22 protein-coding genes and 1 pseudogene are annotated in these 21,364 nt (G+C 45.0%); 14 read left to right on the top strand and 9 right to left on the bottom strand.

Going from position 1 to position 21,364, the window contains the following annotated elements:
* On the top strand, positions 1 to 444 hold the full coding sequence (locus tag AC6R05_RS03070; RefSeq protein ID WP_150869436.1) for a YaiI/YqxD family protein: 444 nt from the start codon (positions 1 to 3) through the stop codon (positions 442 to 444).
* A 78-nt stretch (positions 445 to 522) separates the two neighbouring features.
* A complete protein-coding gene (locus AC6R05_RS03065; RefSeq protein WP_500646563.1) occupies positions 523 to 1,248 on the top strand; it encodes a MipA/OmpV family protein in 726 nt (241 codons plus the stop codon).
* A 117-nt stretch (positions 1,249 to 1,365) separates the two neighbouring features.
* Here the strand turns inward: AC6R05_RS03065 and AC6R05_RS03060 are convergent, their stop codons facing one another.
* From AC6R05_RS03060 to AC6R05_RS03050, 3 genes are all read right to left on the bottom strand, one after another.
* Positions 1,366 to 2,952: an AbgT family transporter gene (locus tag AC6R05_RS03060; protein WP_032551689.1), complete on the bottom strand. Its 1,587-nt coding sequence runs from the start codon at positions 2,950 to 2,952 to the stop codon at positions 1,366 to 1,368.
* A gap of 387 nt (positions 2,953 to 3,339) precedes the next feature.
* On the bottom strand, positions 3,340 to 3,465 hold the full coding sequence (gene ykgO, locus AC6R05_RS03055) for a type B 50S ribosomal protein L36 (RefSeq protein WP_005380299.1): 126 nt from the start codon (positions 3,463 to 3,465) through the stop codon (positions 3,340 to 3,342).
* Positions 3,466 to 3,726 carry a type B 50S ribosomal protein L31 gene (locus AC6R05_RS03050; protein ID WP_150869137.1) on the bottom strand — a complete coding sequence of 87 codons (261 nt, stop codon included), beginning with the start codon at positions 3,724 to 3,726 and terminating at the stop codon, positions 3,466 to 3,468.
* A 120-nt stretch (positions 3,727 to 3,846) separates the two neighbouring features.
* Between AC6R05_RS03050 and tsaA the strand changes: the two genes are divergently transcribed.
* The 6 genes from tsaA to AC6R05_RS03020 all read left to right on the top strand — a co-directional run bounded on the left by tsaA (position 3,847) and on the right by AC6R05_RS03020 (position 8,294).
* Positions 3,847 to 4,542, top strand: coding sequence for a tRNA (N6-threonylcarbamoyladenosine(37)-N6)-methyltransferase TrmO (tsaA, locus tag AC6R05_RS03045; protein ID WP_500646562.1), 696 nt, complete (start codon positions 3,847 to 3,849; stop codon positions 4,540 to 4,542).
* Between the two features lie 100 nt (positions 4,543 to 4,642).
* Positions 4,643 to 6,361 (top strand): proline--tRNA ligase, encoded by a 1,719-nt coding sequence (locus AC6R05_RS03040; RefSeq protein ID WP_285466130.1) that lies wholly within the window; start codon positions 4,643 to 4,645, stop codon positions 6,359 to 6,361.
* A gap of 196 nt (positions 6,362 to 6,557) precedes the next feature.
* A complete protein-coding gene (locus AC6R05_RS03035) occupies positions 6,558 to 7,226 on the top strand; it encodes a tellurite resistance TerB family protein (RefSeq protein ID WP_150893690.1) in 669 nt (222 codons plus the stop codon).
* A 119-nt stretch (positions 7,227 to 7,345) separates the two neighbouring features.
* Complete coding sequence (locus AC6R05_RS03030; RefSeq protein WP_032551682.1) at positions 7,346 to 7,549, top strand: YaeP family protein; 204 nt, start codon at positions 7,346 to 7,348, stop codon at positions 7,547 to 7,549.
* A gap of 2 nt (positions 7,550 to 7,551) precedes the next feature.
* Positions 7,552 to 7,743 carry a DUF4250 domain-containing protein gene (locus tag AC6R05_RS03025; RefSeq protein ID WP_032551680.1) on the top strand — a complete coding sequence of 64 codons (192 nt, stop codon included), beginning with the start codon at positions 7,552 to 7,554 and terminating at the stop codon, positions 7,741 to 7,743.
* A gap of 221 nt (positions 7,744 to 7,964) precedes the next feature.
* Positions 7,965 to 8,294, top strand: a complete 330-nt coding sequence (locus AC6R05_RS03020) for a hypothetical protein (protein ID WP_032551679.1) — start codon at positions 7,965 to 7,967, stop codon at positions 8,292 to 8,294.
* A gap of 256 nt (positions 8,295 to 8,550) precedes the next feature.
* On the opposite strand, the gene glyA is transcribed toward AC6R05_RS03020, so the two are convergent.
* Positions 8,551 to 9,801, bottom strand: a complete 1,251-nt coding sequence (gene glyA / locus AC6R05_RS03015; protein WP_150869141.1) for a serine hydroxymethyltransferase — start codon at positions 9,799 to 9,801, stop codon at positions 8,551 to 8,553.
* A gap of 346 nt (positions 9,802 to 10,147) precedes the next feature.
* Between glyA and AC6R05_RS03010 the strand changes: the two genes are divergently transcribed.
* The 4 genes and pseudogenes from AC6R05_RS03010 to AC6R05_RS02995 form a co-directional block, all read left to right on the top strand.
* A complete protein-coding gene (locus tag AC6R05_RS03010; RefSeq protein ID WP_032551676.1) occupies positions 10,148 to 10,750 on the top strand; it encodes a YitT family protein in 603 nt (200 codons plus the stop codon).
* A 129-nt stretch (positions 10,751 to 10,879) separates the two neighbouring features.
* Positions 10,880 to 12,382 (top strand): winged helix-turn-helix domain-containing protein, encoded by a 1,503-nt coding sequence (locus tag AC6R05_RS03005; protein WP_500646561.1) that lies wholly within the window; start codon positions 10,880 to 10,882, stop codon positions 12,380 to 12,382.
* Positions 12,383 to 12,525: 143 nt separating this feature from the next.
* Positions 12,526 to 13,443 (top strand): hypothetical protein, encoded by a 918-nt coding sequence (locus AC6R05_RS03000; protein WP_500646560.1) that lies wholly within the window; start codon positions 12,526 to 12,528, stop codon positions 13,441 to 13,443.
* Positions 13,444 to 13,615: 172 nt separating this feature from the next.
* Positions 13,616 to 13,966, top strand: a pseudogene (locus tag AC6R05_RS02995) (hypothetical protein); the annotation flags it as partial.
* Positions 13,967 to 14,085: 119 nt separating this feature from the next.
* Here the strand turns inward: AC6R05_RS02995 and treC are convergent.
* The 5 genes from treC to gmhB all read right to left on the bottom strand — a co-directional run bounded on the left by treC (position 14,086) and on the right by gmhB (position 19,422).
* Entirely contained in the window at positions 14,086 to 15,777 is a 1,692-nt protein-coding gene (gene treC / locus AC6R05_RS02990; RefSeq protein WP_500646559.1) for an alpha,alpha-phosphotrehalase, read from the bottom strand.
* Between the two features lie 66 nt (positions 15,778 to 15,843).
* Positions 15,844 to 17,268, bottom strand: coding sequence for a PTS trehalose transporter subunit IIBC (gene treB, locus AC6R05_RS02985; protein WP_032551671.1), 1,425 nt, complete (start codon positions 17,266 to 17,268; stop codon positions 15,844 to 15,846).
* A 193-nt stretch (positions 17,269 to 17,461) separates the two neighbouring features.
* Positions 17,462 to 18,406: a trehalose operon repressor TreR gene (gene treR, locus AC6R05_RS02980; protein WP_152469173.1), complete on the bottom strand. Its 945-nt coding sequence runs from the start codon at positions 18,404 to 18,406 to the stop codon at positions 17,462 to 17,464.
* A gap of 76 nt (positions 18,407 to 18,482) precedes the next feature.
* Entirely contained in the window at positions 18,483 to 18,821 is a 339-nt protein-coding gene (locus AC6R05_RS02975) for an MliC family protein (RefSeq protein ID WP_500646558.1), read from the bottom strand.
* Between the two features lie 49 nt (positions 18,822 to 18,870).
* Positions 18,871 to 19,422 (bottom strand): D-glycero-beta-D-manno-heptose 1,7-bisphosphate 7-phosphatase, encoded by a 552-nt coding sequence (gmhB, locus tag AC6R05_RS02970; RefSeq protein WP_032551763.1) that lies wholly within the window; start codon positions 19,420 to 19,422, stop codon positions 18,871 to 18,873.
* Between the two features lie 216 nt (positions 19,423 to 19,638).
* Here gmhB and metN point away from each other — a divergent pair, with 216 nt between their 5' ends.
* Together metN and AC6R05_RS02960 are read left to right on the top strand one after the other, a co-directional pair.
* Positions 19,639 to 20,673, top strand: coding sequence for a methionine ABC transporter ATP-binding protein MetN (gene metN, locus AC6R05_RS02965; protein WP_150869146.1), 1,035 nt, complete (start codon positions 19,639 to 19,641; stop codon positions 20,671 to 20,673).
* Entirely contained in the window at positions 20,663 to 21,340 is a 678-nt protein-coding gene (locus tag AC6R05_RS02960) for a methionine ABC transporter permease (protein WP_032551667.1), read from the top strand. Before metN ends, AC6R05_RS02960 begins: the two co-directional genes overlap by 11 nt.
* Positions 21,341 to 21,364: the final 24 nt, after the last annotated feature.

The raw sequence follows: 21,364 nt of genomic DNA, 5'->3' as shown, positions 1-21,364 counted from the left end.
ATGAAGATTTGGGTTGATGCCGACGCCTGTCCTAAGGTAATTCGAGAAACCATCGTACGTGCCGCAGAGCGTACAGGCGTTGAGTGTACCTTTATTGCCAACCACGTAGTGCCTGTTCCAAAACGCAATAACATTCACTCGATCCAGGTACCCAGTGGTTTCGACATTGCAGACAACGAGATCGTCAAACGTACCGAAGCGGGTGATCTAGTGATCACATCAGATATTCCACTCGCCGATGAAGTCATAACCAAAGGTGCATTAGCACTCAGTTCTCGTGGTGAGCTATATACTAAGGAGACCATCAAAGCACGTCTCAATATTCGTGACTTTATGGAAACCATGCGTTCTAGTGGTGTACAAACGGGTGGCCCAGCATCACTGTCACAGACGGATCGACGAGAGTTTGCCAACCATCTCGATCGCATTCTTGCTAAACGCTAAGCTACTCATAAATCATCTCTGAAATAAAATTCGCACTGCTCCGTTCTTATCTACTACGACAATAACGGAGTATTGCTTATGATGTCTCGCATCGCCCTTCCACTTGCCCTGGCTGTCACTGCCAGTTACCCCACTTTTGCCAGTGAAGAATATGGTATTGTGGGTGGTAGCCTCACTGTAGGTGAAAGCGTCTTTTCAACCAAGGACTCAACTCAAGTGGGTGCTACACCCAACCTTTTCTATTCAGGCCCTATTGGATTTGTTGACGGCAGCTTAGCCAATTGGCAGGTCTTACCCTATGTTGGTCTTTCTGGTCAGTGGCGCTTCGCCGAAGTGTCCGATACCTTTACCGACTTACCTAATGGTATTGAAGACAGAGACGGGAGTGGTGAACTCGGCCTAACACTCGGCACTGTTGGAGCGCGTGTAACTTTTCTGCATGATGTAACCTCAGAGCATGAAGGCTATGAAATTCAGCTGCACCTAGGACGCACACTTGATACTTGGGATTCTGCATTCACCCTTACCCCCTACTTTGAAGTCGACTATCGTGACGAAAAACTCTCAAATCACCTTTATGGGATAAGCGCAGCAGAATCGACCGCATCTGGCTTAGCCGCCTTTGAAGCAGACGGGACATTTGTTTATGAGGCTGGTGTGATAGGACTGTATGAGTTTACTCCTCACTGGATTGGTATCAGTAAGGCTGAGTTTATTCACCATGATACCGATAGCCCGCTTATCCAAAGAGATGTAGGTTGGTCGTTAGAGGTAGGTTTGACCTATCGTTTCGCAGGCCTGTAGTCTTGTGATACTCGCTATTAGCTCTTCTATAAGTTGTTTATAGCTAACTACGACATGAACAAAAAAGCCTGCACACTGTGCAGGCTTTTACATTCATAATGAATTTACGATTCAGTACTATGGCGTGTAGTAAGTTGCAGCGCCAGGACCTACAGGTAGACCGAATACGAATACCCATACGTAGAACATTAAGCTCCAACCAACGATGAATACAATCGAGTATGGAAGCATAGTTGCGATCAGAGTACCAATACCTAGGTTCTTCATGTAACGAGTTGCTACTGCAAGGATAAGACCGAAGTAGCTCATCATTGGAGTGATGATGTTCGTTGTTGAATCACCGATACGGTAAGCCGCTTGAATCGTTTCCGGTGCGTAACCAACAAGCATAAGCATTGGAACAAAGATAGGTGCTGTTACCGCCCATTGAGCAGAAGCTGAACCGATCATCAGGTTAATGAAGCCACACATTAGGATAAATGCGAAGAACAGCATTGGACCTGTTAGGCCGATGTCTTGTAGGAAGCTTGCGCCCGCTACTGCGAATACTTGACCGAAGTTCGTCCACTTGAAGAAAGCAACAAACTGAGCAGCAAAGAATACAAGTACGATGTACATGCCCATAGAAGACATAGACTTAGACATTGCATCGATAACGTCGCGGTCAGTTTTCATTGTGCCGGTCACTTTACCGTAAACGAAACCAGGAACTGCGAAGAATACGAAGATGAACGCTACGATACTCTTAAGGAACGGAGAACCCGCTACCGTGCCAGCTGCAGAACGTAGAACACCGTCTTCAGGAACAATTGTCCAAGCAAGAAGAGCTGATACTGCTAGAACTGCGATACCTGCTAGCTTAAGACCTTTCTTCTCAACGTCTGTCAGCTTGCCCATTGAATCGTTTGATAAATCTTCAGACGCTTCTTCGTCGTTGTATTTACCCAGTTTTGGTTCAACAATCTTCTCGGTTACGAATGCACCCGTAATTGCGATGAAGAAAGTAGACACAAACATGAAGTACCAGTTTGACTCAGGACCAACTGTGTAAGTCGGGTCGATCATTTGTGCTGCTGTTTCTGTAATACCAGAAAGCAGTGGATCAACCGTACCGATTAGAAGGTTTGCAGAGTAACCACCAGATACACCAGCGAATGCTGCCGCTAGACCAGCAAGAGGGTGACGACCTAAAGAGTGGAAAAGCATTGCTGCAAGTGGGATAAGTACCACGTAACCAAGCTCAGAAGCTGTGTTAGAAATGATACCTGCGAATACCACAGTTACAGTAACCATACGCTTAGATGCGCCCATTACCATGCCACGCATCGCAGCAGATAGTAGACCTGAGTGCTCAGCAATCGCTACACCTAGCATTGCAACAAGCACAGTACCTAAAGGCGCAAAGCCAACAAAGTTTTTAACGAGATTCGTTACGATAAGTTGTAAGCCTTCAGCATTAAGTAAGCTTACAACGTGGATCATGCCGTCTGCAGCACGACCAGGAGCACCTTCTGGACGAGGGTCCATAACAGACACTTCAAAATAACCAGCGATACCTGAAGTAACTAAGATTGCGACACAGAAGATTGCGAAAAGAGTGATCGGGTGGGGTAATAGATTCCCCAAATACTCAACACCATCGAGAAAACGGGTAAAAATAGGTTTCTTTGGCGAGTTGTTTTTTATTGAAGCTGATGAACTCATCAGTTCCCTCCTTGTAGTGATTCCTATGCAAATGTGACAAAAATGTTCAAATTGCAGGCGCAGAGTACTCGACAAAACAGTCAATTAGAAATGCAAAATGTTACAAAGTGTGTAACAAATCATATAAATTAACGCAATTCGAACAAAAAATTAGCAAATAACACCAATTTAAATACAAATAACAGATTAATAATTTATATAAATACATTCATTCTGTTTATACGTCGTAGCCTAACTACTTGATTCAACTGCGACTAAAATTACTCCGTACGATAAAAAACCTTCTAAAATCGTTAAAATGCTCGCTAGAGAAAGAGATCACTGCCTAATAATGAAAAATGTGACCTCATCTCCGATTTTTACATGCTTTTCACATGCCATTGACGCTTACTTTTGCACCGCTTTGAATCTTGGATTGGTTTTGCAAATTACATAAAGGCGCCCTCTTCGCTTCACGATTTGGCAATCAGGATGACGACTTTTAGCGCTTTTTAGGGATTTAACGACTTTCATTTACTTCTCTCCTTTGCTGAATTGACCAAAGCGACGTGTAAAGTTCGCCACGCGACCTTCTTTATGGATCACACGCTGCTTGCCAGTGTAGAAAGGATGTGATTTCGACGACACTTCAATCGTGAAGTACGGGTAAGTGTTACCATCTTCCCACTCAATAGTGCGATCCGTTTGCAGGGTCGAACCAATTAGAAAATACTCATCAACACTCGTATCGTGAAAAACAACAGTACGGTACTCAGGGTGAATATTCGGCTTCATTTCTTTACTCCATCATTTAATTGTTATGATATAACGTTGCAAATGATAATTATTATCAAAAGAAAAACAAGCGGTTTTATGATATTTTTGCCACAAATCGTAAGTTGAGACGCCCAAAGCATGTACACAATTGAACCTATTGGTTTTATAGAATCGCCATATAAAGAGAAGTTTGCCGTACCTAGACAGCCAAGGTTGGTGCCTTCAGCGCGCGCTCGCGTCAAACTGTCGGGAACCGCGAACTGCTTAGAGTCAGTACGAGAAATAGAGCAATTCAGCCATGTTTGGTTGCTGTTTCTATTCGACCAAAACTTACAAGCAGGCTGGAAGCCTACGGTTCGCCCACCACGCTTGGGTGGCAACGATAGAGTTGGCGTGTTTGCTTCTAGAGCCACTTTTAGACCAAACGGTATTGGCATGTCAGCAGTAGAGCTAAAGGGCGTCACACAAGAGAAAGGCCAAACTTACCTAGAATTGGGCAGCGTTGATTTGGTTGATGGCACACCAATTATCGACATAAAACCCTACATCCCCTACTCAGATTCCATTCCGGATGCACAGGGAGGGTTTGCTGCAGAAGAGCCGATGACATTAGAAGTTAATTTCTCTCAACAATCGCAGCATAAACTCAGTCAACACCCAAATGGCCGTCATATGATCGCTGTGATCAAAGAGGTACTCGCCCAAGATCCTCGCCCTGCTTATAAGAAAGGCAAGCCAGATCCCAAGGAATATGCAGTAAATTTGTTCGATCTGAACGTGAAATTCACTGTTGAGGCACTTTTCATCAATGTTACTGACATTGAACGCTTTTGAGATCCCAAATAGGCTGATATTATATGCGGCTAAATCGGATTTATTGTGGCAAAAGCTGCAGTGAATTGTCTTTAATTTATGATGAAACGGATACCATAGAATGCGTACCAGTAACTATCTTCTTTCTACTCTGAAAGAGACTCCAAACGACGCAGAAGTTATCAGCCACCAGCTGATGCTACGTGCAGGTATGATCCGTAAGCTAGCTTCAGGTTTATACACTTGGCTACCTACCGGTCTGCGTGTACTGCGTAAAGTCGAAAACATCGTTCGCCAAGAGATCGATAATGCAGGTGCAGTTGAGACTTTAATGCCCGTAGTGCAGCCGTTTGAACTATGGGAAGAGACTGGTCGCAGCGAAAAAATGGGCCCAGAGCTACTTCGCTTTACTGACCGTCATTCACGTCCGTTTGTTCTTAGCCCAACAGCTGAAGAAGTGATCACAAGCCTAGTTCGTAACGAAGTAAACTCGTACAAACAGCTTCCTCTGAATCTATACCAGATTCAAACTAAGTTCCGTGACGAGCGTCGCCCACGTTTCGGCGTAATGCGTGCACGTGAATTCAGCATGATGGATGCGTACAGCTTTGATATCGACAAAGCAGGCCTAGAAAAGTCTTACCAAGCGATGCACGATGCTTACTGTAAAGCATTCGACCGCATGGGTCTTGAATACCGTCCAGTACTAGCAGACTCAGGCGCTATCGGTGGTAGTGGTTCTCAAGAGTTCCACGTACTAGCTGAAAGCGGTGAAGACCTAATTGCATTCTCTACAGAATCTGATTACGCAGCAAACATCGAAAAAGCAGAAGCACTTGCTCCAACTGAAGAAGCTGCGGCTCCAACTCAAGAGATGGAACTGGTTGACACTCCAAACGCGAAAACTATCGCTGAGTTGGTAGAGCAACACGGTCTAGCAATCGAGAAAACGGTTAAGACTCTATTCGTTAAAGCTTCTGACGAAGTCGACGCTGATATCATCGCGCTTATCATCCGTGGCGACCACGAACTGAACGAGGTGAAAGCGGAAAATCTTCCACAAGTTGCTTCTCCACTAGAGATGGCTTCTGAAGAAGAAATCCGTGCACTCGTTGGTGCTGGCCCAGGTTCACTTGGCCCTGTAGGTCTAGAGCTACCATTCATCGTTGACCGCTCTGTTGCTGTAATGAGCGACTTTGGCGCAGGTGCAAACGTAGATGGTAAACACTACTTCGGTATCAACTGGGGTCGTGACGTTGAGCTTGCTCAAGTAGAAGATCTACGTAACGTAATCGAAGGCGACCTAAGCCCATGTGGCCAAGGTACACTTCAGCTTAAGCGTGGTATCGAAGTTGGTCACATCTTCCAACTGGGTAACGTTTACTCAGAGGCGATGAACTGTGGCGTGCTTGGTCCAGACGGTAAGAACGTTATCCTTGAGATGGGTTGTTACGGTATCGGTGTATCACGTGTTGTTGCTTCTGCAATCGAGCAGAACCACGACAAATACGGCATCATCTGGCCAGACGCACTAGCACCTTTCCAAGTTGCTATCGTTCCAATGAACATGCACAAGTCTGAAGAAGTGAAAGCAGCAGCTGAGAAGCTATACGCTGAACTAACAGCTATGGGTATCGAAGTACTATTCGATGACCGTAAAGAGCGTCCAGGCGTAATGTTCTCTGACATCGAGCTAATCGGTATCCCTCATACTATCGTGATCGGTGATCGCTCAATGAAAGAAGGTAACTTCGAATACAAGAACCGTCGCGAAGGCACTAAAGAAGCAATCGCAATGGACTCAATCGTTGAGCACGTAACTGCTCAGTTTGCTAAATAAGCTAATCATTATCGATTGAATCTATGTTCGTTTTGAACATCAAAAGGCTGCCACATGGCGGCCTTTTTTGTACCCCTCGTCTTCTCCCCTCTCTCCTAGGCTGAATGTAAATCATTGTAAGTTAATCCTCTGTTCATCTTCGGGAACGTATAGTGAATCTAAAGACAATTCCAATGTGTTTATTTCTGGAGGTTCCATGGATATTAAAAGTTTACTAAACCAAGCATTACAATCGGATCTGGTAAAACAAGGCAGCCAAAAGCTCTCTCAAGGCTCCTCCAGCTTAAGCGGGCTGACTCAAGACAAAGGTAAACTCGGTGCGCTCGGTGCAGGAGCCATTGGTGGTGGTCTATTAGGCGCGTTAATGGGGTCTAAGAAAACCAAGAAAATCGGCAAAAAGGCGGTTGGTATTGGCGGCGCTGCAGCACTCGGCGCTTTAGCTTATAAGGTGTATAACGATTACCAAGCTAAACAAGGCACACCAGACTCATCTCCACAAGCGACCTTTGATGAACAAGATTCTAATCATAATCTGCTGATCCTGCGCTCAATGATTGCCGCCTCAAAAGCGGATGGCCACGTTGATGAAGAAGAGATGGCGAAGATAGAACAAGCGGTTGAAAATATGGGTGCAGACTATCAACTGACCAAGCTTGTCTCTGAAGAACTGCATAAACCTTTAGACCCAAGTGACATTGCGCAGCTAGCCACCAGCCCACAACAGGCAAGTGAAATCTATCTCGCTTCGTTGATTGTGGTGGATGAGCAGAACTTCATGGAGAAAGCGTACCTCAAAGAGCTCGCTCGCCAGTTAAACCTAGCCGATGAAGTGAAACTACAGCTAGAACAACAGGTCACCGTTTAACCTCGTAAAATGAGATCTTGAGCAAGAACAAACTAAACTGAATATTCGTTGAATGCGCTTTGTTTTTGCTTTTCTCTGTGTGTATATTGAGAGAAGTTATCATTTAGTTAGGTATAAACATGAAAGTATACGATTGTTGTGATTTAGTTCGTGAGCTTTACTCTCAAATCGGTAGTGGCGATCAAGGCTACATCCCTCAAGCTATTACATGTGCAGTGAAAACACTCAACGATTTAGCCGCAGACGAGTCTTTGCCACGCGAAGCGCGCGAACGTGCCGCTTTTGCTGCCGCAAACTTGTTGATCTCTGATTTCGAGGACTAGGCATGAACTTAGCGAATTTTGAAACCATGGATCCTGTGATGCTGATGAGCATCGTAAACATGAAGCTACGTGACGACTTCTCTGGCGACCTCGATAAACTCGCTAACTTCTTCGATATTGATAAGGCTGCACTCGAAGCAAAACTCGCGACCGCAGGCTTTGAATTCCTACCTGAAGCGAAACAATTTCGATAAATCCTCGTATCGTCTAGATTGATAAAGGCCAACCTTGTGTTGGTCTTTTTTATTGATGCGAGTTAAAAGCAAAAAACTTATTATAAATTATCGATTTGCACCTATACTTTTATATCTTTACATCTACTTACGCTCCTTGAGTCGAAGCCTGTCGTTGTAAAAGCTACCCGAAGCAGGAAGCAAAAATCGTCGCTAAAAAGAATAAAGGTGAAGGATTAACAATGAAAAAACTCGGACTTTTTACTGTGTTCGCAGCAACACTCATCACTGCAGGCTGCGCTTCCAATACTCAACAAGACAACTTTCGTGAAGCCTCTTTTGAACTCTGCAATACAGAAGTCGATCTCTATTCAGTGAGCCATGACGAAAGAGTTCGTATTGTCTGTTCAGATGGCTCCAAGTTCGCCCTAAGTAATGAAGATACTCTAGAAATCATGCGCGATATCAACATCGACTATTGTGATGGCGAAGGCCTAGGTCAATTCAGCGAAAGCCGCCATTATTACTCATTTAAATGTAAGTCAGGCACCCTACTCAGCATCAAAAAATAGAGCCAGCCCCCGAACTACCCCAAATACAAAAAAGGCTTCCAACAGGAGCCTTTCAAATCGTATTTTTCAATCAAATAGCTTTAGTTCAAGGAAAAGGCGCGGAGTTTCCCCCCTCCCCTAAAACAAAAAGGCCCCAAAAGGGACCTTTTAAACTCTTTTTCAAAGTAGATGAACGAAGTTCAAGGAGCTCACACGGAGTTTGCGCTAGCAAATGAGTATGTGCGACACAGAAATTCGTTCACTCTACGAAGAAAAATTAAGCATAAACTGGTAGACGCTTACAGATTTCTAATACTTTTGCTTTTGTTGCTTCGATAACAGACTCATCACCCATGTTATCTAGGATGTCACAGATCCAACCTGCTAGCTCTTTCGCGTCTGCTTCTGTGAAACCACGACGAGTGATAGAAGGAGAACCGATACGGATACCTGACGTTACAAACGGGCTACGTGGATCGTTTGGTACTGAGTTCTTGTTTACTGTGATGTTTGCTGCACCTAGTGCTGCGTCTGCTTCTTTACCTGTAATGTCTTTGTCGATTAGGTCAACTAGGAACAGGTGGTTCTCTGTAGAACCTGAAACGATGTTGTAACCACGAGCGATAAACTCTGCAACCATGGCTTTTGCGTTAGCAACTACGCGTGCTTGGTACTCTTTGAACTCTGGTTCAAGAGCTTCTTTGAACGCTACTGCTTTACCAGCGATAACGTGCATTAGAGGACCACCTTGACCGCCAGGGAATACTGCTGAGTTCAGCTTCTTGTATAGGTCTTCGCCTTCGTTAGAAAGGATAAGACCACCACGTGGACCTGCTAGCGTTTTGTGCGTTGTTGTTGTAACAACGTGTGCGTGTGGTACTGGGTTCGGGTAAACGCCTGCCGCGATTAGGCCAGCTACGTGCGCCATATCAACGAATAGGTAAGCACCTACTTTGTCAGCGATTTCACGCATGCGTTTCCAGTCACAGATTTGAGAGTAAGCAGAGAAACCACCGATGATCATCTTAGGCTTGTTCTCGATAGCTAGCTTTTCCATCTCTTCGTAATCGATTTGACCTGCTTCGTCGATACCGTACGGGATGATGTTGTATAGCTTACCAGAGAAGTTTACTGGAGAACCGTGAGTTAGGTGACCACCGTGCGCTAGGCTCATACCTAGAACTGTGTCGCCTGCGTTCAGTAGCGCCATGTATACAGCGTTGTTCGCTTGAGAACCTGAGTGAGGCTGTACGTTCGCGTACTCAGCACCGAAAAGCTCACATGCGCGCTCGATTGCTAGAGTTTCAACTTTATCTACGTACTCACAACCACCGTAGTAACGCTTGCCTGGGTAGCCTTCAGCGTATTTGTTTGTTAGCTGAGAACCTTGAGCTTCCATTACACGTGGGCTTGTGTAGTTTTCTGAAGCGATTAGTTCGATGTGTTCTTCCTGGCGAAGAGTTTCTTCTTGGATAGCTGCGAATAGATCCGCATCGTAATCAGCGATGTTCATGTCACGCTTAAGCATCTGTATCTCCTGACTCAGATTGTACTGAAAGTTTCAAAAAAACCACATAACGACCGAAAGCAAACGTTTTCGTCACCGTTCTAATGGGACGCATCATACATAATTTGATCTAGGTCATAAAGAGCTAATTGCAATTTTATCATGCAGTTTTTTCATAATGACATATAAGCTTCATCATACTTATGCGACACATCGCATCAGCACGCGACTTACTGTCAAGTTTTCGCTTTACACCCTGTAAAACGAATATTACATAGGTTTACCTTAATTTTGTGTCTCAAGCTACCGAAAATGCATGTTTTTCTCTACTATGCTCGCCTTTATTGGCTAGGTAATTATTAAAACGATGGAAAAACACTCACGTAAAGAAGATTGGGTTGCCATTCTTACAGGCACCTTCTTAGTTGCACAAGGCGTCTTCTTTTTACAGTCTGCTCAACTGCTTACTGGCGGTACCACAGGCTTGGCTCTTCTATTGAGTCAATTTCTACCTGTCACCTTCGGTGCGCTTTACTTTATCGCAAACTGTCCATTCTATATATTGGCGTGGAAACGTTTTGGACGTAATTTTGCCATAAGCAGTGCTTTTTCCGGTGCTTTAGTGTCTGTTTTTGCGGATCATCTGTATTTAGTCATCTCTCTTGATGCCCACAATGAAATTTACTGTGCGATTGCTGGCGGCCTGCTCATGGGGCTAGGTATGCTGATTCTATTCCGCCATCGCTCAAGCTTGGGTGGCTTCAATGTACTGTGCCTATACATCCAAGACCGTTATGGCATCTCAGTAGGTAAGACTCAAATGGCTATTGATGCCTGTATCCTATTTGCGTCGTTCTTCTTTGTATCACCTTGGATCATCGCTGTTTCTGTACTTGGCACTGCGGTACTGAACGTCGTGCTGGCGATGAACCACAAACCTACACGATACTCGGTTAGCTACAGCTCATAGGCTTGTTGGTTAGCGCTCACTTTCTCGATTTTGAGCCAGAATAAAGTTAGTGCTTTTATCCGGGATACTTAGCTGCTTTTTATAAACAAAGCAGCTAAAATCGTCTGCTTTTATGAAACACGGTTTCCTATGCAAGACTTCCTCGCTGCTGCTCAGGCTAACAATACCTCTATCGTCATTGCCGATCTGGTGTACAACCCTAGTACCCGTGAGTTAAGCACACCTCAAGAAGTCATCAACCTAGAGCCACGCTCAGTTGAGCTACTGGAACTGCTGTTACGTCATGTTGGTGAGCCACTCTCAGCAGAGCTGATCATCCAAGAGATTTGGCAAAGCAGCTTTATCTCTAAAAACGTTCTGACTAATCGAATCAGCACACTGCGTTCAATACTGCAGAAGCACCTCCCAGACAGCGACGCCACTAAAATATTAGTGACCTACCCGCGCAAGGGCTACTTTCTCAATCCTAGCTCTGTACGTCTAGATAACGCTGAAATCGAAAACAATGTGAAACCAAAGCCAAAGCATAACAAAACGGCTTCGAAGCCACCTTGGTTATGGTTGGTAACGCTCGTGTTACTCGCAAGCACCATCACGCTTGGCTATCTATTGTGGCAATCCCCAAATCAGAACTCTGAGCTTACCCGACAGCAACGTCTAATTCCAAAAGTCGAACTATTGCTTAGCCGCATCGATGCCGTCGGTGATAACGCTAGGCAATATCGAGCGTCTATTAAAGCCCTATTGTTACAACAGCAGATCGAATACTCCTACACAGATCTCGCGAATCAAGATGCACCGAGTTACTTCGTCGATCCAATAGACAATTCCCCGTTCTTCCCGGGCGCAAAAAACATGCGTACCAGTGATTACCTCTTAAACATTCAGTTGAAAGATCAAGATATCGACTCCCGCCTTGGCGCTCAGGTCAGCCTAATCTACCCAAATTCGGGCAAACTGGCCTTTCGTGGCGTCTATACCCTCGATGTTGATAGCCTTAGTGACAGCTTGATGGAGATAAATCGAGATCTCGCAGACTACTTCGCGTTACCTCAGCCAGGAATGCCACATTGGTCTATCGATAACAGTCAGCTTAGTGCGTTATTGACTAAGCAGTTTATTGATTTAGAATCTATTGAGCTTAACTGCATGAATTCAACCCTGATGGCTCGCCACCTCGCGCTGTTCGAAACTGACCATCAGCGTTTAATCCGTTTTACCAACCGAGTGCAAACCCACTTTAAGTTGCTTCCAGACGAGCTCAAACTGTGGCTTGGCGTCATCCATTTTAAGCTGCGCGATCTACCAACCGCCAAAGAGCTACTCACCAATCCATCTGGTCACTCGAGCATTGAGAATGCACTCATCTATATGATGATCTCTCACATCAGCTTTCAACAAGGCAACCTCGATAACTTCCGTTTGAACTACATGGAATCTTTAGTCGCTCTATTAAGGGTTATCCCTTCCGAAGAACTGTTTTCTAGGCTGTCGCAGCCGGAGTCAAAAGAGACCTGCCTGCAACCTTGGAGCAGCCTAAAGCTGAGTATCAAGGAGCCTTTGATCATCAAACAATGGGAAAACCTAATGATTAACTACTGCACCTCAGTAGGTGAAGAGTTCGCCAATTAAAAAATATAAAAACTTTAAAATCATAACTTTAAATATAAATTAAGATCTCATGTGACTTCGTTTTTTGCCCTCTAAACAACCAAAAACCTAGTATTCCGAGCAGTTTCGGCAAGCCTTGCCAGTTCACTTTAGGAATACTCAACATGAATAAAACTCTGACTCTACTTACCGTTTCATTGGTTGCTCTATATGGCTGTGGCGGCGGTGGCTCTTCTTCAGGCTCATCAACTGGAAACCAAAAAGGTCCAGACAACCAAGCAGACTTTCCAATCAAAAACGCGCAGTTTGCGCCTAAGCACAGTACAACGATGAACTATGAGTTAGAGGCTGATGGTCAACCAGAAGGCAATATGTCTATGCTCTACATGCCATTGAGCCCAGACGAACTCATCAAACACTTACAAGAAACCCCTGATAGCGAAGCATTACTAAAAGTTGTTCACGACCTTCGTAACTATGGCGTCACTCAGTTCTACCTATCTGAAACCATCATTGATGAAGATATAATGACAGCGGACTATACGTTTTACTTTGCAGGCACCGACAGCGCCCTTCATGAAATCACTGATACCTACTTTATCGATAGCCAGTACATCACAACCATTATGCGCAGCAGCCCTCTGTTCCGACTTACTGGTGCAGATGTAAAAGAGAGCAACCCTATCATTGATATCAGTGAAGAGACGGTATCCATCCAAGCAACCCTAGATGGTGAAGCTGTGATTAATATGCTGACTGACTTTGACGATCACCAATGGGTAAAGAACCTGCCTGCTAATGACTCTTGCAGTGTGGTGTGGCAACAACAAATCAATGAAACGGGTGTAAGAAAGAGCTTCACCGTTTCTGGAAAATCCATCGAAGCAGCCAACCTGACCGAAACCAACGAATACTACTTAAATTGCGACAGCGTGGATGACTCAATGCACTTCTCTAGCACAACTGAGCGTTGGTTTAACCCAAGCATTGGCCTTCTAACGCAAATCGAACTTCTCAATGCAGAAGGTGCGGTAATTACTGAAGAGAAAGCGACCTTGACGGCAATTAACCAAGCCTCATAAACAAACGGTTAAACATATAAAAAGAAAGGCTTTGAGGAGCACCGCAAAGCCTTTCTTGGACATCGAGCCTCTACCCTATCTAGGTGGGGGCCTATTTAGGGCAAGCCTATGGCTCAATATTACGCTTCGTTATCAATCAACAGAATGCGTGTCTCATAGGGACGCAGCACTTGGTGAGGATGTGATTAATATGCTGACTGACTTTGACGATCACCAATGGGTAAAGAACCTGCCTGCTAATGACTCTTGCAGTGTGGTGTGGCAACAACAAATCAATGAAACGGGTGTAAGAAAGAGCTTCACCGTTTCTGGAAAATCCATCGAAGCAGCCAACCTGACCGAAACCAACGAATACTACTTAAATTGCGACAGCGTGGATGACTCAATGCACTTCTCTAGCACAACTGAGCGTTGGTTTAACCCAAGCATTGGCCTTCTAACGCAAATCGAACTTCTCAATGCAGAAGGTGCGGTAATTACTGAAGAGAAAGCGACCTTGACGGCAATTAACCAAGCCTCATAAACAAACGGTTAAACATATAAAAAGAAAGGCTTTGAGGAGCACCGCAAAGCCTTTCTTGGACATCGAGCCTCTACCCTATCTAGGTGGGGGCCTATTTAGGGCAAGCCTATGGCTCAATATTACGCTTCGTTATCAATCAACAGAATGCGTGTCTCATAGGGACGCAGCACTTGGTGAGGAGATGCCGCTGAGTTTTGAGTATCCGTATAGTTAGACAGCAAAGTCTTAGCGCGATTCATCGCAAAGCGCTCAGGAAGCACACACTCAGTCTCTTCACCGTAATAGTTGTTGATACATAACAGAGTTTGGGTTTCAGTTTGGCGAGCATACGCAAAAATGCTTGAGTGCTCAGGCAGTAAATCTTGATAATCACCATCGGTAATCACAGGCACTTCTTTGCGTAACTCAATCAATTTTTTGTAGAAATAGAACACTGAGTCGGAATCTTCAACTGCCTGTTTAGCATTCACTTCACGGTAATTGCTTGCGACTTCAAGCCAAGGCTGAGCCTTTGAAAAACCAGCATAATCCGAAGTATCCCACTGCATTGGGGTACGAGAGTTATCACGAGATTTCTGCGCCAGAATTGCCATCATATCTTGGTGTGAAACGCCTTGCTCGTTCACCATAAGCTGGTAGATATTGGTGCTTTCGACATCACGGTACTGAGCAATATCCTCGTAGCCAGGGTTAGTCATGCCAATCTCTTCACCTTGATAGATGTATGGCGTACCTTGCATCATATGTACTGACGCCGCCAACATCTTCGCAGATTCAACGCGGTAATTTTGATCGTCACCCAAACGGCTTACCACACGAGGTTGGTCGTGGTTACACCAGAAAAGCGCGCCCCAACCTTTGCCGTTGAGTCCACTCTGCCAATGGTTAAAGATCGACTTCAGCTGTAAGAAATCAAACGGCGCTTTAGTCCACTTTTCACCATTCGGATAATCCACCTTCAAGTGGTGGAAATTGAACACCATTGATAACTCTTTGTTATCTAGGCTTGAGTATTGCTGACAGTGTTCAAGGGTTGTCGATGACATCTCACCAACCGTTACGCTGCCGTACTTTTGGAACACTGCGTCACTGATCTCTTGCAAGTATTCGTGAACTCGTGGGCCATCCGTGTAGAAACGGCGACCGTCACCAATATCATCGTTAGGGAAATCTTGCTGCTTAGAAATCAGGTTGATGACATCTAAACGGAAACCATCCACGCCTTTCTCTGCCCAGTAACTGATGATCTCTTTGACTTCACCACGAACCTTAGGGTTTTCCCAGTTTAGGTCGGCTTGCTCTTTCGCAAATAGGTGCAAGTAGTATTGACCCGTAGCTTCATCTAGCTCCCAAGCATTACCACCAAACTTCGACTGCCAGTTAGTTGGTGCATTGCCATTAACCGGATCTTTCCAGATGTAGTAATCACGATATGGACTCTCTTTATCGCCCAAAGCCGATTGGAACCAAGCATGGTGAGTGGACGTGTGGTTAACAACAATATCCATGATAATGCGAATACCGCGTTGGTGAGCCTCAGCCAACAATTGGTCAAAGTCCGCCATAGTGCCGAACTCTGGGTTTATCGCGTAGTAATCAGAAATATCGTAACCATTATCGACCATCGGTGATTGGTATACTGGCGTTAACCAAATGGCGTCTACACCCAGCGTTTTTAGGTAATCTAACTTTGATATCACCCCTTGAATGTCGCCAGTTCCTTTGGCGCCGCTATCGCAAAAACTCTTCGGATAAATTTGATAGATGGTTGCGGTCTTCCACCACATCGCATCGCTATTCTGATTGGTCATCTCTACTCACTTACAAAAAGAAAAATGGAGCAACAGTGACTCAAACAACTGTTGCTCCCAATAAAATTAAGCACTTACTGCTGTTAACTCACCCTTAGCCTGTGCTCGCTTGTAGAAAAACAGTGTCAGGATGATTGGAACTGCAATCGCAACTGCCAGTGCCAACAGATAAACCGTCCAGTATTGAGGCTGAATCGAAAGGATGCCCGGCAAGCCGCCTACACCGATACCATTCGCCATCACCCCAGCGCCACCACAAATTGCAGCCGCTGCAGCACTACCTAGCATTGCACTCAGCATTGGGAACTTATATTTCAAGTTGATGCCGTACATCGCAGGCTCTGTAACACCCAAGTAAGCTGAGATTGCTGCTGGGACTGAAATGTCACGCTCGCCTTCGCGCTTGCTCAAAATAATGATGCCGACAACCGCTGATGCTTGAGCCACATTTGAAAGAGCAATCAATGGCCAGATTGGTGTACCGCCAAGCTCTTGCATCAGTTGTAGGTCTACTGCGTTGGTTGTGTGGTGAATACCGGTAATTACCAGTGGTGCGTATAGGAAACCAAAGATTGTTGAACCTAGAATCGCAAAGTCACCCGTCATTGCTGCCTTAGCTGCGAAAGCAACGCCATCACCTAGTACACGACCAAATGGGCCGATGAACGCGTGAGCCAGAATCACTGACAGAATGATAGATACGAATGGCACAACCACAAGATATAGGTAAGCCGGAACAATGCGTTTGAGGTTAGTCTCAATGAAGGCCAGCGCGACACCTGCGAGCATGGCAGGAATTACTTGCGCTTGATAACCGACTTTTTCAATGACAAACAAGCCGAAGTCCCATACCTCTGGTGCGGCTTTACCTATCATGTAGGCGTTCATTAACTGTGGCGAAACCAAGGTGACACCGAGCGTGATACCTAAGATCGGTGTACCGCCCAATTTCTTCACTGTTGACCAACATACGCCAACAGGTAGGAAGAAGAAGATCGCTTCACCAATCAACCATAGGAAGGAGTGAACCGTAGCCCAAAACTGGCTAAGCTCAACCAAAGTCTTACCATCGAACATACGAATGTCGCCGATGACATTACGAAAGCCAAGGATAAGACCACCAGTGATAATGGCAGGAAGCAGCGGTACAAAGATTTCGGCAAGGTGTGAAATACCGCGCTCTAGCACATTCATGTTTTGACGAGCTGCCAACTTCGCCTCATCTTTCGACGATTCCTGTTTGCCGGTCTGCTCAATCAGTAGCTTGTAGACCTCATCGACCTCAGTACCAACCACAACTTGGAATTGACCTGCGTTGGTAAAACACCCTTTTACTAAGCTCAGTTTTTCCAACTCAACTTTGTCTGCTTTATCTGTGTCGTTCAACACAAAACGTAAGCGAGTTAAACAGTGGCTAACGCTTGCGATATTGTCACTACCACCCACTAACTCAATAAGACGCGTAATGTCTTGCTTCGCTATCTTACTCATACTACCCCACCCTGGTTCTCTTCGTTCTACACTCAAATTCAGATGAATTTGTTATTCATGGGAACATTCCCATGGATTGGTAAGTATAATGCCTGCATGATTATAAAATTAAAATGGGAACAGTCCCATTAATTGAATAAGATCACACTCTTCAGTTTAGTAAATAGACCTAGTTCACCCTAGAAATAAGGGGTTAAACGATGGGTTTTTGGGTGTGATGAGAAATAGGTGTTTGGCCAAGTAATTGAGATATCAATAATTTAGCAGCTAAAGCACCCGCCGATTGATAACCCGGATCAATACTAAATACACGTGGGAATAAAAATGAAAGTAGATCGTTGCCACCGACCCCGGTGACCACTACATCTTCACGTTGCAACTCTTGCAGACGCTTGATCACGCCAAGTGCCAATGTATCACTAGCACAAGCAATCGCTTGGGTAGTAGAGGTAAGCACTTGATCAACCAATTGGTAAGCACTCTCATGGTGTAGAGCACCAGTCTGGTAATTCGGCTCAATGTTGTTTTCACCACACCAGTTAAGGTAGGCATTCAGACGCAGTTCACCGGTCGATTTATCACTAGGGTCAACACCAATAAAGCCAATGTCTGATAAACCCTGATCTTTCAAATGCGCGAGAGCAGTACCAATCACCTGCTGGTTATCGTAGTTAATCGAGGTGACATTCTCGGTATCTAATGCAATAACAACCGCGCGATGTTCCCACGATTCGATGGCCTCGATGTCACAATCGGTAAAGCCAAACACAATAATGCCATCGACGTTACGCTGCTTAAGAACTTGAAGGTGCTCATTGGCTTTCTCGCGATCGAACAAACTCTCCATGATCACCACATCATAACCAGCACGATACAGCTCTTCGAGCATAGTACTCACGGCTTTGTTCTCAGAAGGGGAATCTAGACGAGAGATGATCACGCCAACCACTTTTTGGCTGCCGCCACGCATCGATTGTGCAGATTTAGAGGGAGTATAACCCGACTCCTGAATCACTCTCTCTACTCTTTCACGCGTTTCTGGCTTCACTTTGGGATCATTAGTGAGAACACGAGAAACCGTTGATTTACCAACACCTGAAAGCTTAGCGATATCGAGAATAGTGAGTTTTTTTTGCATGGAGTCTTATAAAGTTATTCAGAGAAAAAACGACAAGCAACTGATTTACAGTGACTTGTCGCCATCGAGTGATTGATTATTGGATGCGGCAGTTACGGTAAATAACTCGTCCAAGTTCAAGTCGAGCGTGCTCGCCTTTGGTAAACAGGGTAATACCGTTCATCAGTTCCGTGGTACCGTCATCAAGAATATACTTAGTACCAGAAGCTGCAACCACTTGTTTGAGTCGGTATTGGTTGTCAGGAAGTCGCAGTACCGCTTGCTCATCACCGTAAGCGACATCAAACGTTCGCTCAGATTCAAACTGATAAGTCATGTATTCACCACTAGAGATATCTTTCTCAACCACTGCAGATTGAGAACATCCCATCAATGCGGCCAACGTAAAGGCACAAACTGTAAACTGTCTCTTCATAAACATCCCTTTCGATTAAAAGAACAACCCAATCACTGTTGTTGTTGAATTAACGCTTCAGGTAAGCAGGCACGTCTGCAATGCTATCGAGGACCACGCTCGCTAAGGCTTCACCTTTTTCTGTTACTGGTTTACCCGTTCTGACGAGCACCTTAGTGCCAACACCCGCAGCTTCTGCTGCCATCATATCTTCCGCTTTGTCGCCAATCATCACTGACTTCGCCATATCGATCTTCAAGAAGTCGCGCGCAGAAATGAACATTCCAGGCTTTGGCTTACGACAATCGCAGTCTTGCTTATATTCGCCAATACCGTGCTCTGCATGATGTGGACAGTAGTAAATACCGTCAAGCTCGACGCCATTGTCAACAAAGTTCCAATCCATCCATTGAGTTAACGATAGAAAGCGGTCTTCGCTAAACATACCGCGAGCGATACCCGATTGGTTGGTGACCAATACTAAAAGGTACCCCATGTCCTTGAAGGCTTTTGCCGCTTCAAAGACGCCGTCGATATACTCGAAATCATGCTCATCATGCACATAACCGTGGTCTACGTTAATTACGCCATCACGATCTAAAAATACAGCCGGTTTTGACAAAATTTGGTTCTCAATCAACTCTCTATTAATCACTAATTATTGCACGCTTTAGTAGCTTCATCACCTGCTAATTACAGAGCTTGATATAGATATTTTTACGTTTAGACGTCTAGACGTAAAAATATCTATTGACTTAGATCACGTTACGCCATAGCATCGTCTGTAAATCGAACGAACTATCAACATATTATTCTGTTCACCGTTACAGGTTTATTTATGATTAAAGTGAATCAAGTCAACAAGGTTTTCTATCAAGGCACTAAAGAAATCAATGCCTTAATAGACATTAACCTTCACATTCCTCAAGGTCAGATCTTTGGCGTTATCGGCTCATCAGGTGCAGGTAAAAGTACACTGATCCGCTGCGTAAACATGCTAGAAGCACCAACCTCAGGTGAAGTGATTGTTGATGGCGTAGACCTCACAAAGCTAAGCAAATCAGAGCTAAGTGAAGCGCGACGCAATATCGGTATGATTTTCCAACACTTTAACCTGCTTTCTTCTCGTACCGTGTTCAATAATGTTGCACTGCCGCTAGAACTTGCTGGTACAGACAAAGCGATCATCGAAGAGAAAGTAAGCCAACTGCTTGAACTTGTTGGTCTTGCAGATAAGCGCGACAGCTACCCATCAAACCTAAGTGGTGGTCAAAAGCAGCGTGTTGCGATTGCTCGTGCACTGGCGTCTGACCCTAAAGTGCTACTGTGTGATGAAGCGACCAGCGCACTAGACCCGGCTACGACTCAATCTATCCTTGAGCTACTTAAAGAGATCAACCGCAAGCTAAACATCACAATGCTATTGATTACGCACGAGATGGACGTAGTAAAGAGCATCTGTCATGAAGTCGCGATCATCGGCGGTGGTGAATTGGTAGAAAAAGGCACTGTTGGCGACATCTTTGCGCACCCTAAAACAGAGCTGGCGCATCAATTTATTCGTTCAACACTCGACCTTTCTATTCCAGAAGATTACGAAGCGAGATTGCAAACGACACGCGTTGAAGGTAGCTACCCTCTGGTTCGTCTTGAGTTTACTGGTGCAACCGTTGATGCACCGCTGATGACTCAAATCGCTCGTAAGTTCAACATCGACGTTAGCATCTTAAGCTCTGACCTCGATTACGCCGGTGGCGTGAAGTTCGGCATGATGGTCGCAGAACTTTTCGGCACAGAAGCAGACGACAACGCAGCAATCGAATTCCTACGTGAACACAATGTAAAAGTAGAGGTACTTGGCTATGTCCTTTAATGAGATCACAGATTGGTTGAGCCTAAACGGAAACCTACTACTTGGCGCAACTTGGGAAACGCTATACATGGTAGCCGTTGCTGGCATCGTGGGCTTTGCTGTGGGTATTCCACTGGGCGTTATTCTGCACACCACTAAAAAAGGTGGCTTGCTAGAAAACACCAAGCTAAACAAAATTCTTGGCGCGATAGTGAACGTGGGCCGTTCTGTCCCTTTCCTAGTATTGATGGTCGCTATCATCCCACTAACTAAGCTACTGATCGGTACCTTTATCGGTACAACAGCAGCGATTGTTCCTCTAACTATTGGCGCAATCCCATTTGTGGCTCGTCTTATTGAAGGTGCGCTGCTGGAAGTCCCAACTGGGCTTGTTGAAGCAGCACAATCTATGGGCGCTACGCCAACGCAGATCATCACAAAAGTTCTGCTACCAGAAGCGTTACCCACTATTATCAATTCAGTAACCATCACACTAGTGACCCTAGTGAGCTACTCTGCAATGGCAGGTACTGTGGGCGGTGGTGGTCTTGGTGACGTAGCCATTCGCTATGGTTTCCACCGCTATGATGTAACGATTATGGCTGTCACGGTTGTGATGCTGATTGTTCTAGTTCAAATCATTCAATCCATTGGTGACTCGATTGTTCGCCGTGTTGATCACAGATAAAAAGATGTATTAAAAGGAGATTAT

The organism is Vibrio sp. R11-SG3-ISO9, from assembly GCF_059834255.1.
This window is presented reverse-complemented; position numbering and strand designations above follow the sequence as displayed.

What these genes read in the sequence shown, in the direction of transcription:
- AC6R05_RS03035 (WP_150893690.1), top strand. Translation starts at nt 6,558, where the DNA reads ATGGATATTAAAAGTTTACTAAACCAAGCATTACAATCGGATCTGGTA.
- ykgO (WP_005380299.1), bottom strand. Translation starts at nt 3,465, where the DNA reads ATGAAAGTCGTTAAATCCCTAAAAAGCGCTAAAAGTCGTCATCCTGAT.
- AC6R05_RS03065 (WP_500646563.1), top strand. Translation starts at nt 523, where the DNA reads ATGATGTCTCGCATCGCCCTTCCACTTGCCCTGGCTGTCACTGCCAGT.
- tsaA (WP_500646562.1), top strand. Translation starts at nt 3,847, where the DNA reads ATGTACACAATTGAACCTATTGGTTTTATAGAATCGCCATATAAAGAG.
- AC6R05_RS03030 (WP_032551682.1), top strand. Translation starts at nt 7,346, where the DNA reads ATGAAAGTATACGATTGTTGTGATTTAGTTCGTGAGCTTTACTCTCAA.
- AC6R05_RS03050 (WP_150869137.1), bottom strand. Translation starts at nt 3,726, where the DNA reads ATGAAGCCGAATATTCACCCTGAGTACCGTACTGTTGTTTTTCACGAT.
- AC6R05_RS02960 (WP_032551667.1), top strand. Translation starts at nt 20,663, where the DNA reads ATGTCCTTTAATGAGATCACAGATTGGTTGAGCCTAAACGGAAACCTA.
- treC (WP_500646559.1), bottom strand. Translation starts at nt 15,777, where the DNA reads ATGACCAATCAGAATAGCGATGCGATGTGGTGGAAGACCGCAACCATC.
- glyA (WP_150869141.1), bottom strand. Translation starts at nt 9,801, where the DNA reads ATGCTTAAGCGTGACATGAACATCGCTGATTACGATGCGGATCTATTC.
- AC6R05_RS03010 (WP_032551676.1), top strand. Translation starts at nt 10,148, where the DNA reads ATGGAAAAACACTCACGTAAAGAAGATTGGGTTGCCATTCTTACAGGC.
- AC6R05_RS03040 (WP_285466130.1), top strand. Translation starts at nt 4,643, where the DNA reads ATGCGTACCAGTAACTATCTTCTTTCTACTCTGAAAGAGACTCCAAAC.
- AC6R05_RS03020 (WP_032551679.1), top strand. Translation starts at nt 7,965, where the DNA reads ATGAAAAAACTCGGACTTTTTACTGTGTTCGCAGCAACACTCATCACT.
- AC6R05_RS03000 (WP_500646560.1), top strand. Translation starts at nt 12,526, where the DNA reads ATGAATAAAACTCTGACTCTACTTACCGTTTCATTGGTTGCTCTATAT.
- AC6R05_RS03005 (WP_500646561.1), top strand. Translation starts at nt 10,880, where the DNA reads ATGCAAGACTTCCTCGCTGCTGCTCAGGCTAACAATACCTCTATCGTC.
- AC6R05_RS02975 (WP_500646558.1), bottom strand. Translation starts at nt 18,821, where the DNA reads ATGAAGAGACAGTTTACAGTTTGTGCCTTTACGTTGGCCGCATTGATG.
- treR (WP_152469173.1), bottom strand. Translation starts at nt 18,406, where the DNA reads ATGCAAAAAAAACTCACTATTCTCGATATCGCTAAGCTTTCAGGTGTT.
- metN (WP_150869146.1), top strand. Translation starts at nt 19,639, where the DNA reads ATGATTAAAGTGAATCAAGTCAACAAGGTTTTCTATCAAGGCACTAAA.
- AC6R05_RS03060 (WP_032551689.1), bottom strand. Translation starts at nt 2,952, where the DNA reads ATGAGTTCATCAGCTTCAATAAAAAACAACTCGCCAAAGAAACCTATT.
- AC6R05_RS03070 (WP_150869436.1), top strand. Translation starts at nt 1, where the DNA reads ATGAAGATTTGGGTTGATGCCGACGCCTGTCCTAAGGTAATTCGAGAA.
- treB (WP_032551671.1), bottom strand. Translation starts at nt 17,268, where the DNA reads ATGAGTAAGATAGCGAAGCAAGACATTACGCGTCTTATTGAGTTAGTG.
- AC6R05_RS03025 (WP_032551680.1), top strand. Translation starts at nt 7,552, where the DNA reads ATGAACTTAGCGAATTTTGAAACCATGGATCCTGTGATGCTGATGAGC.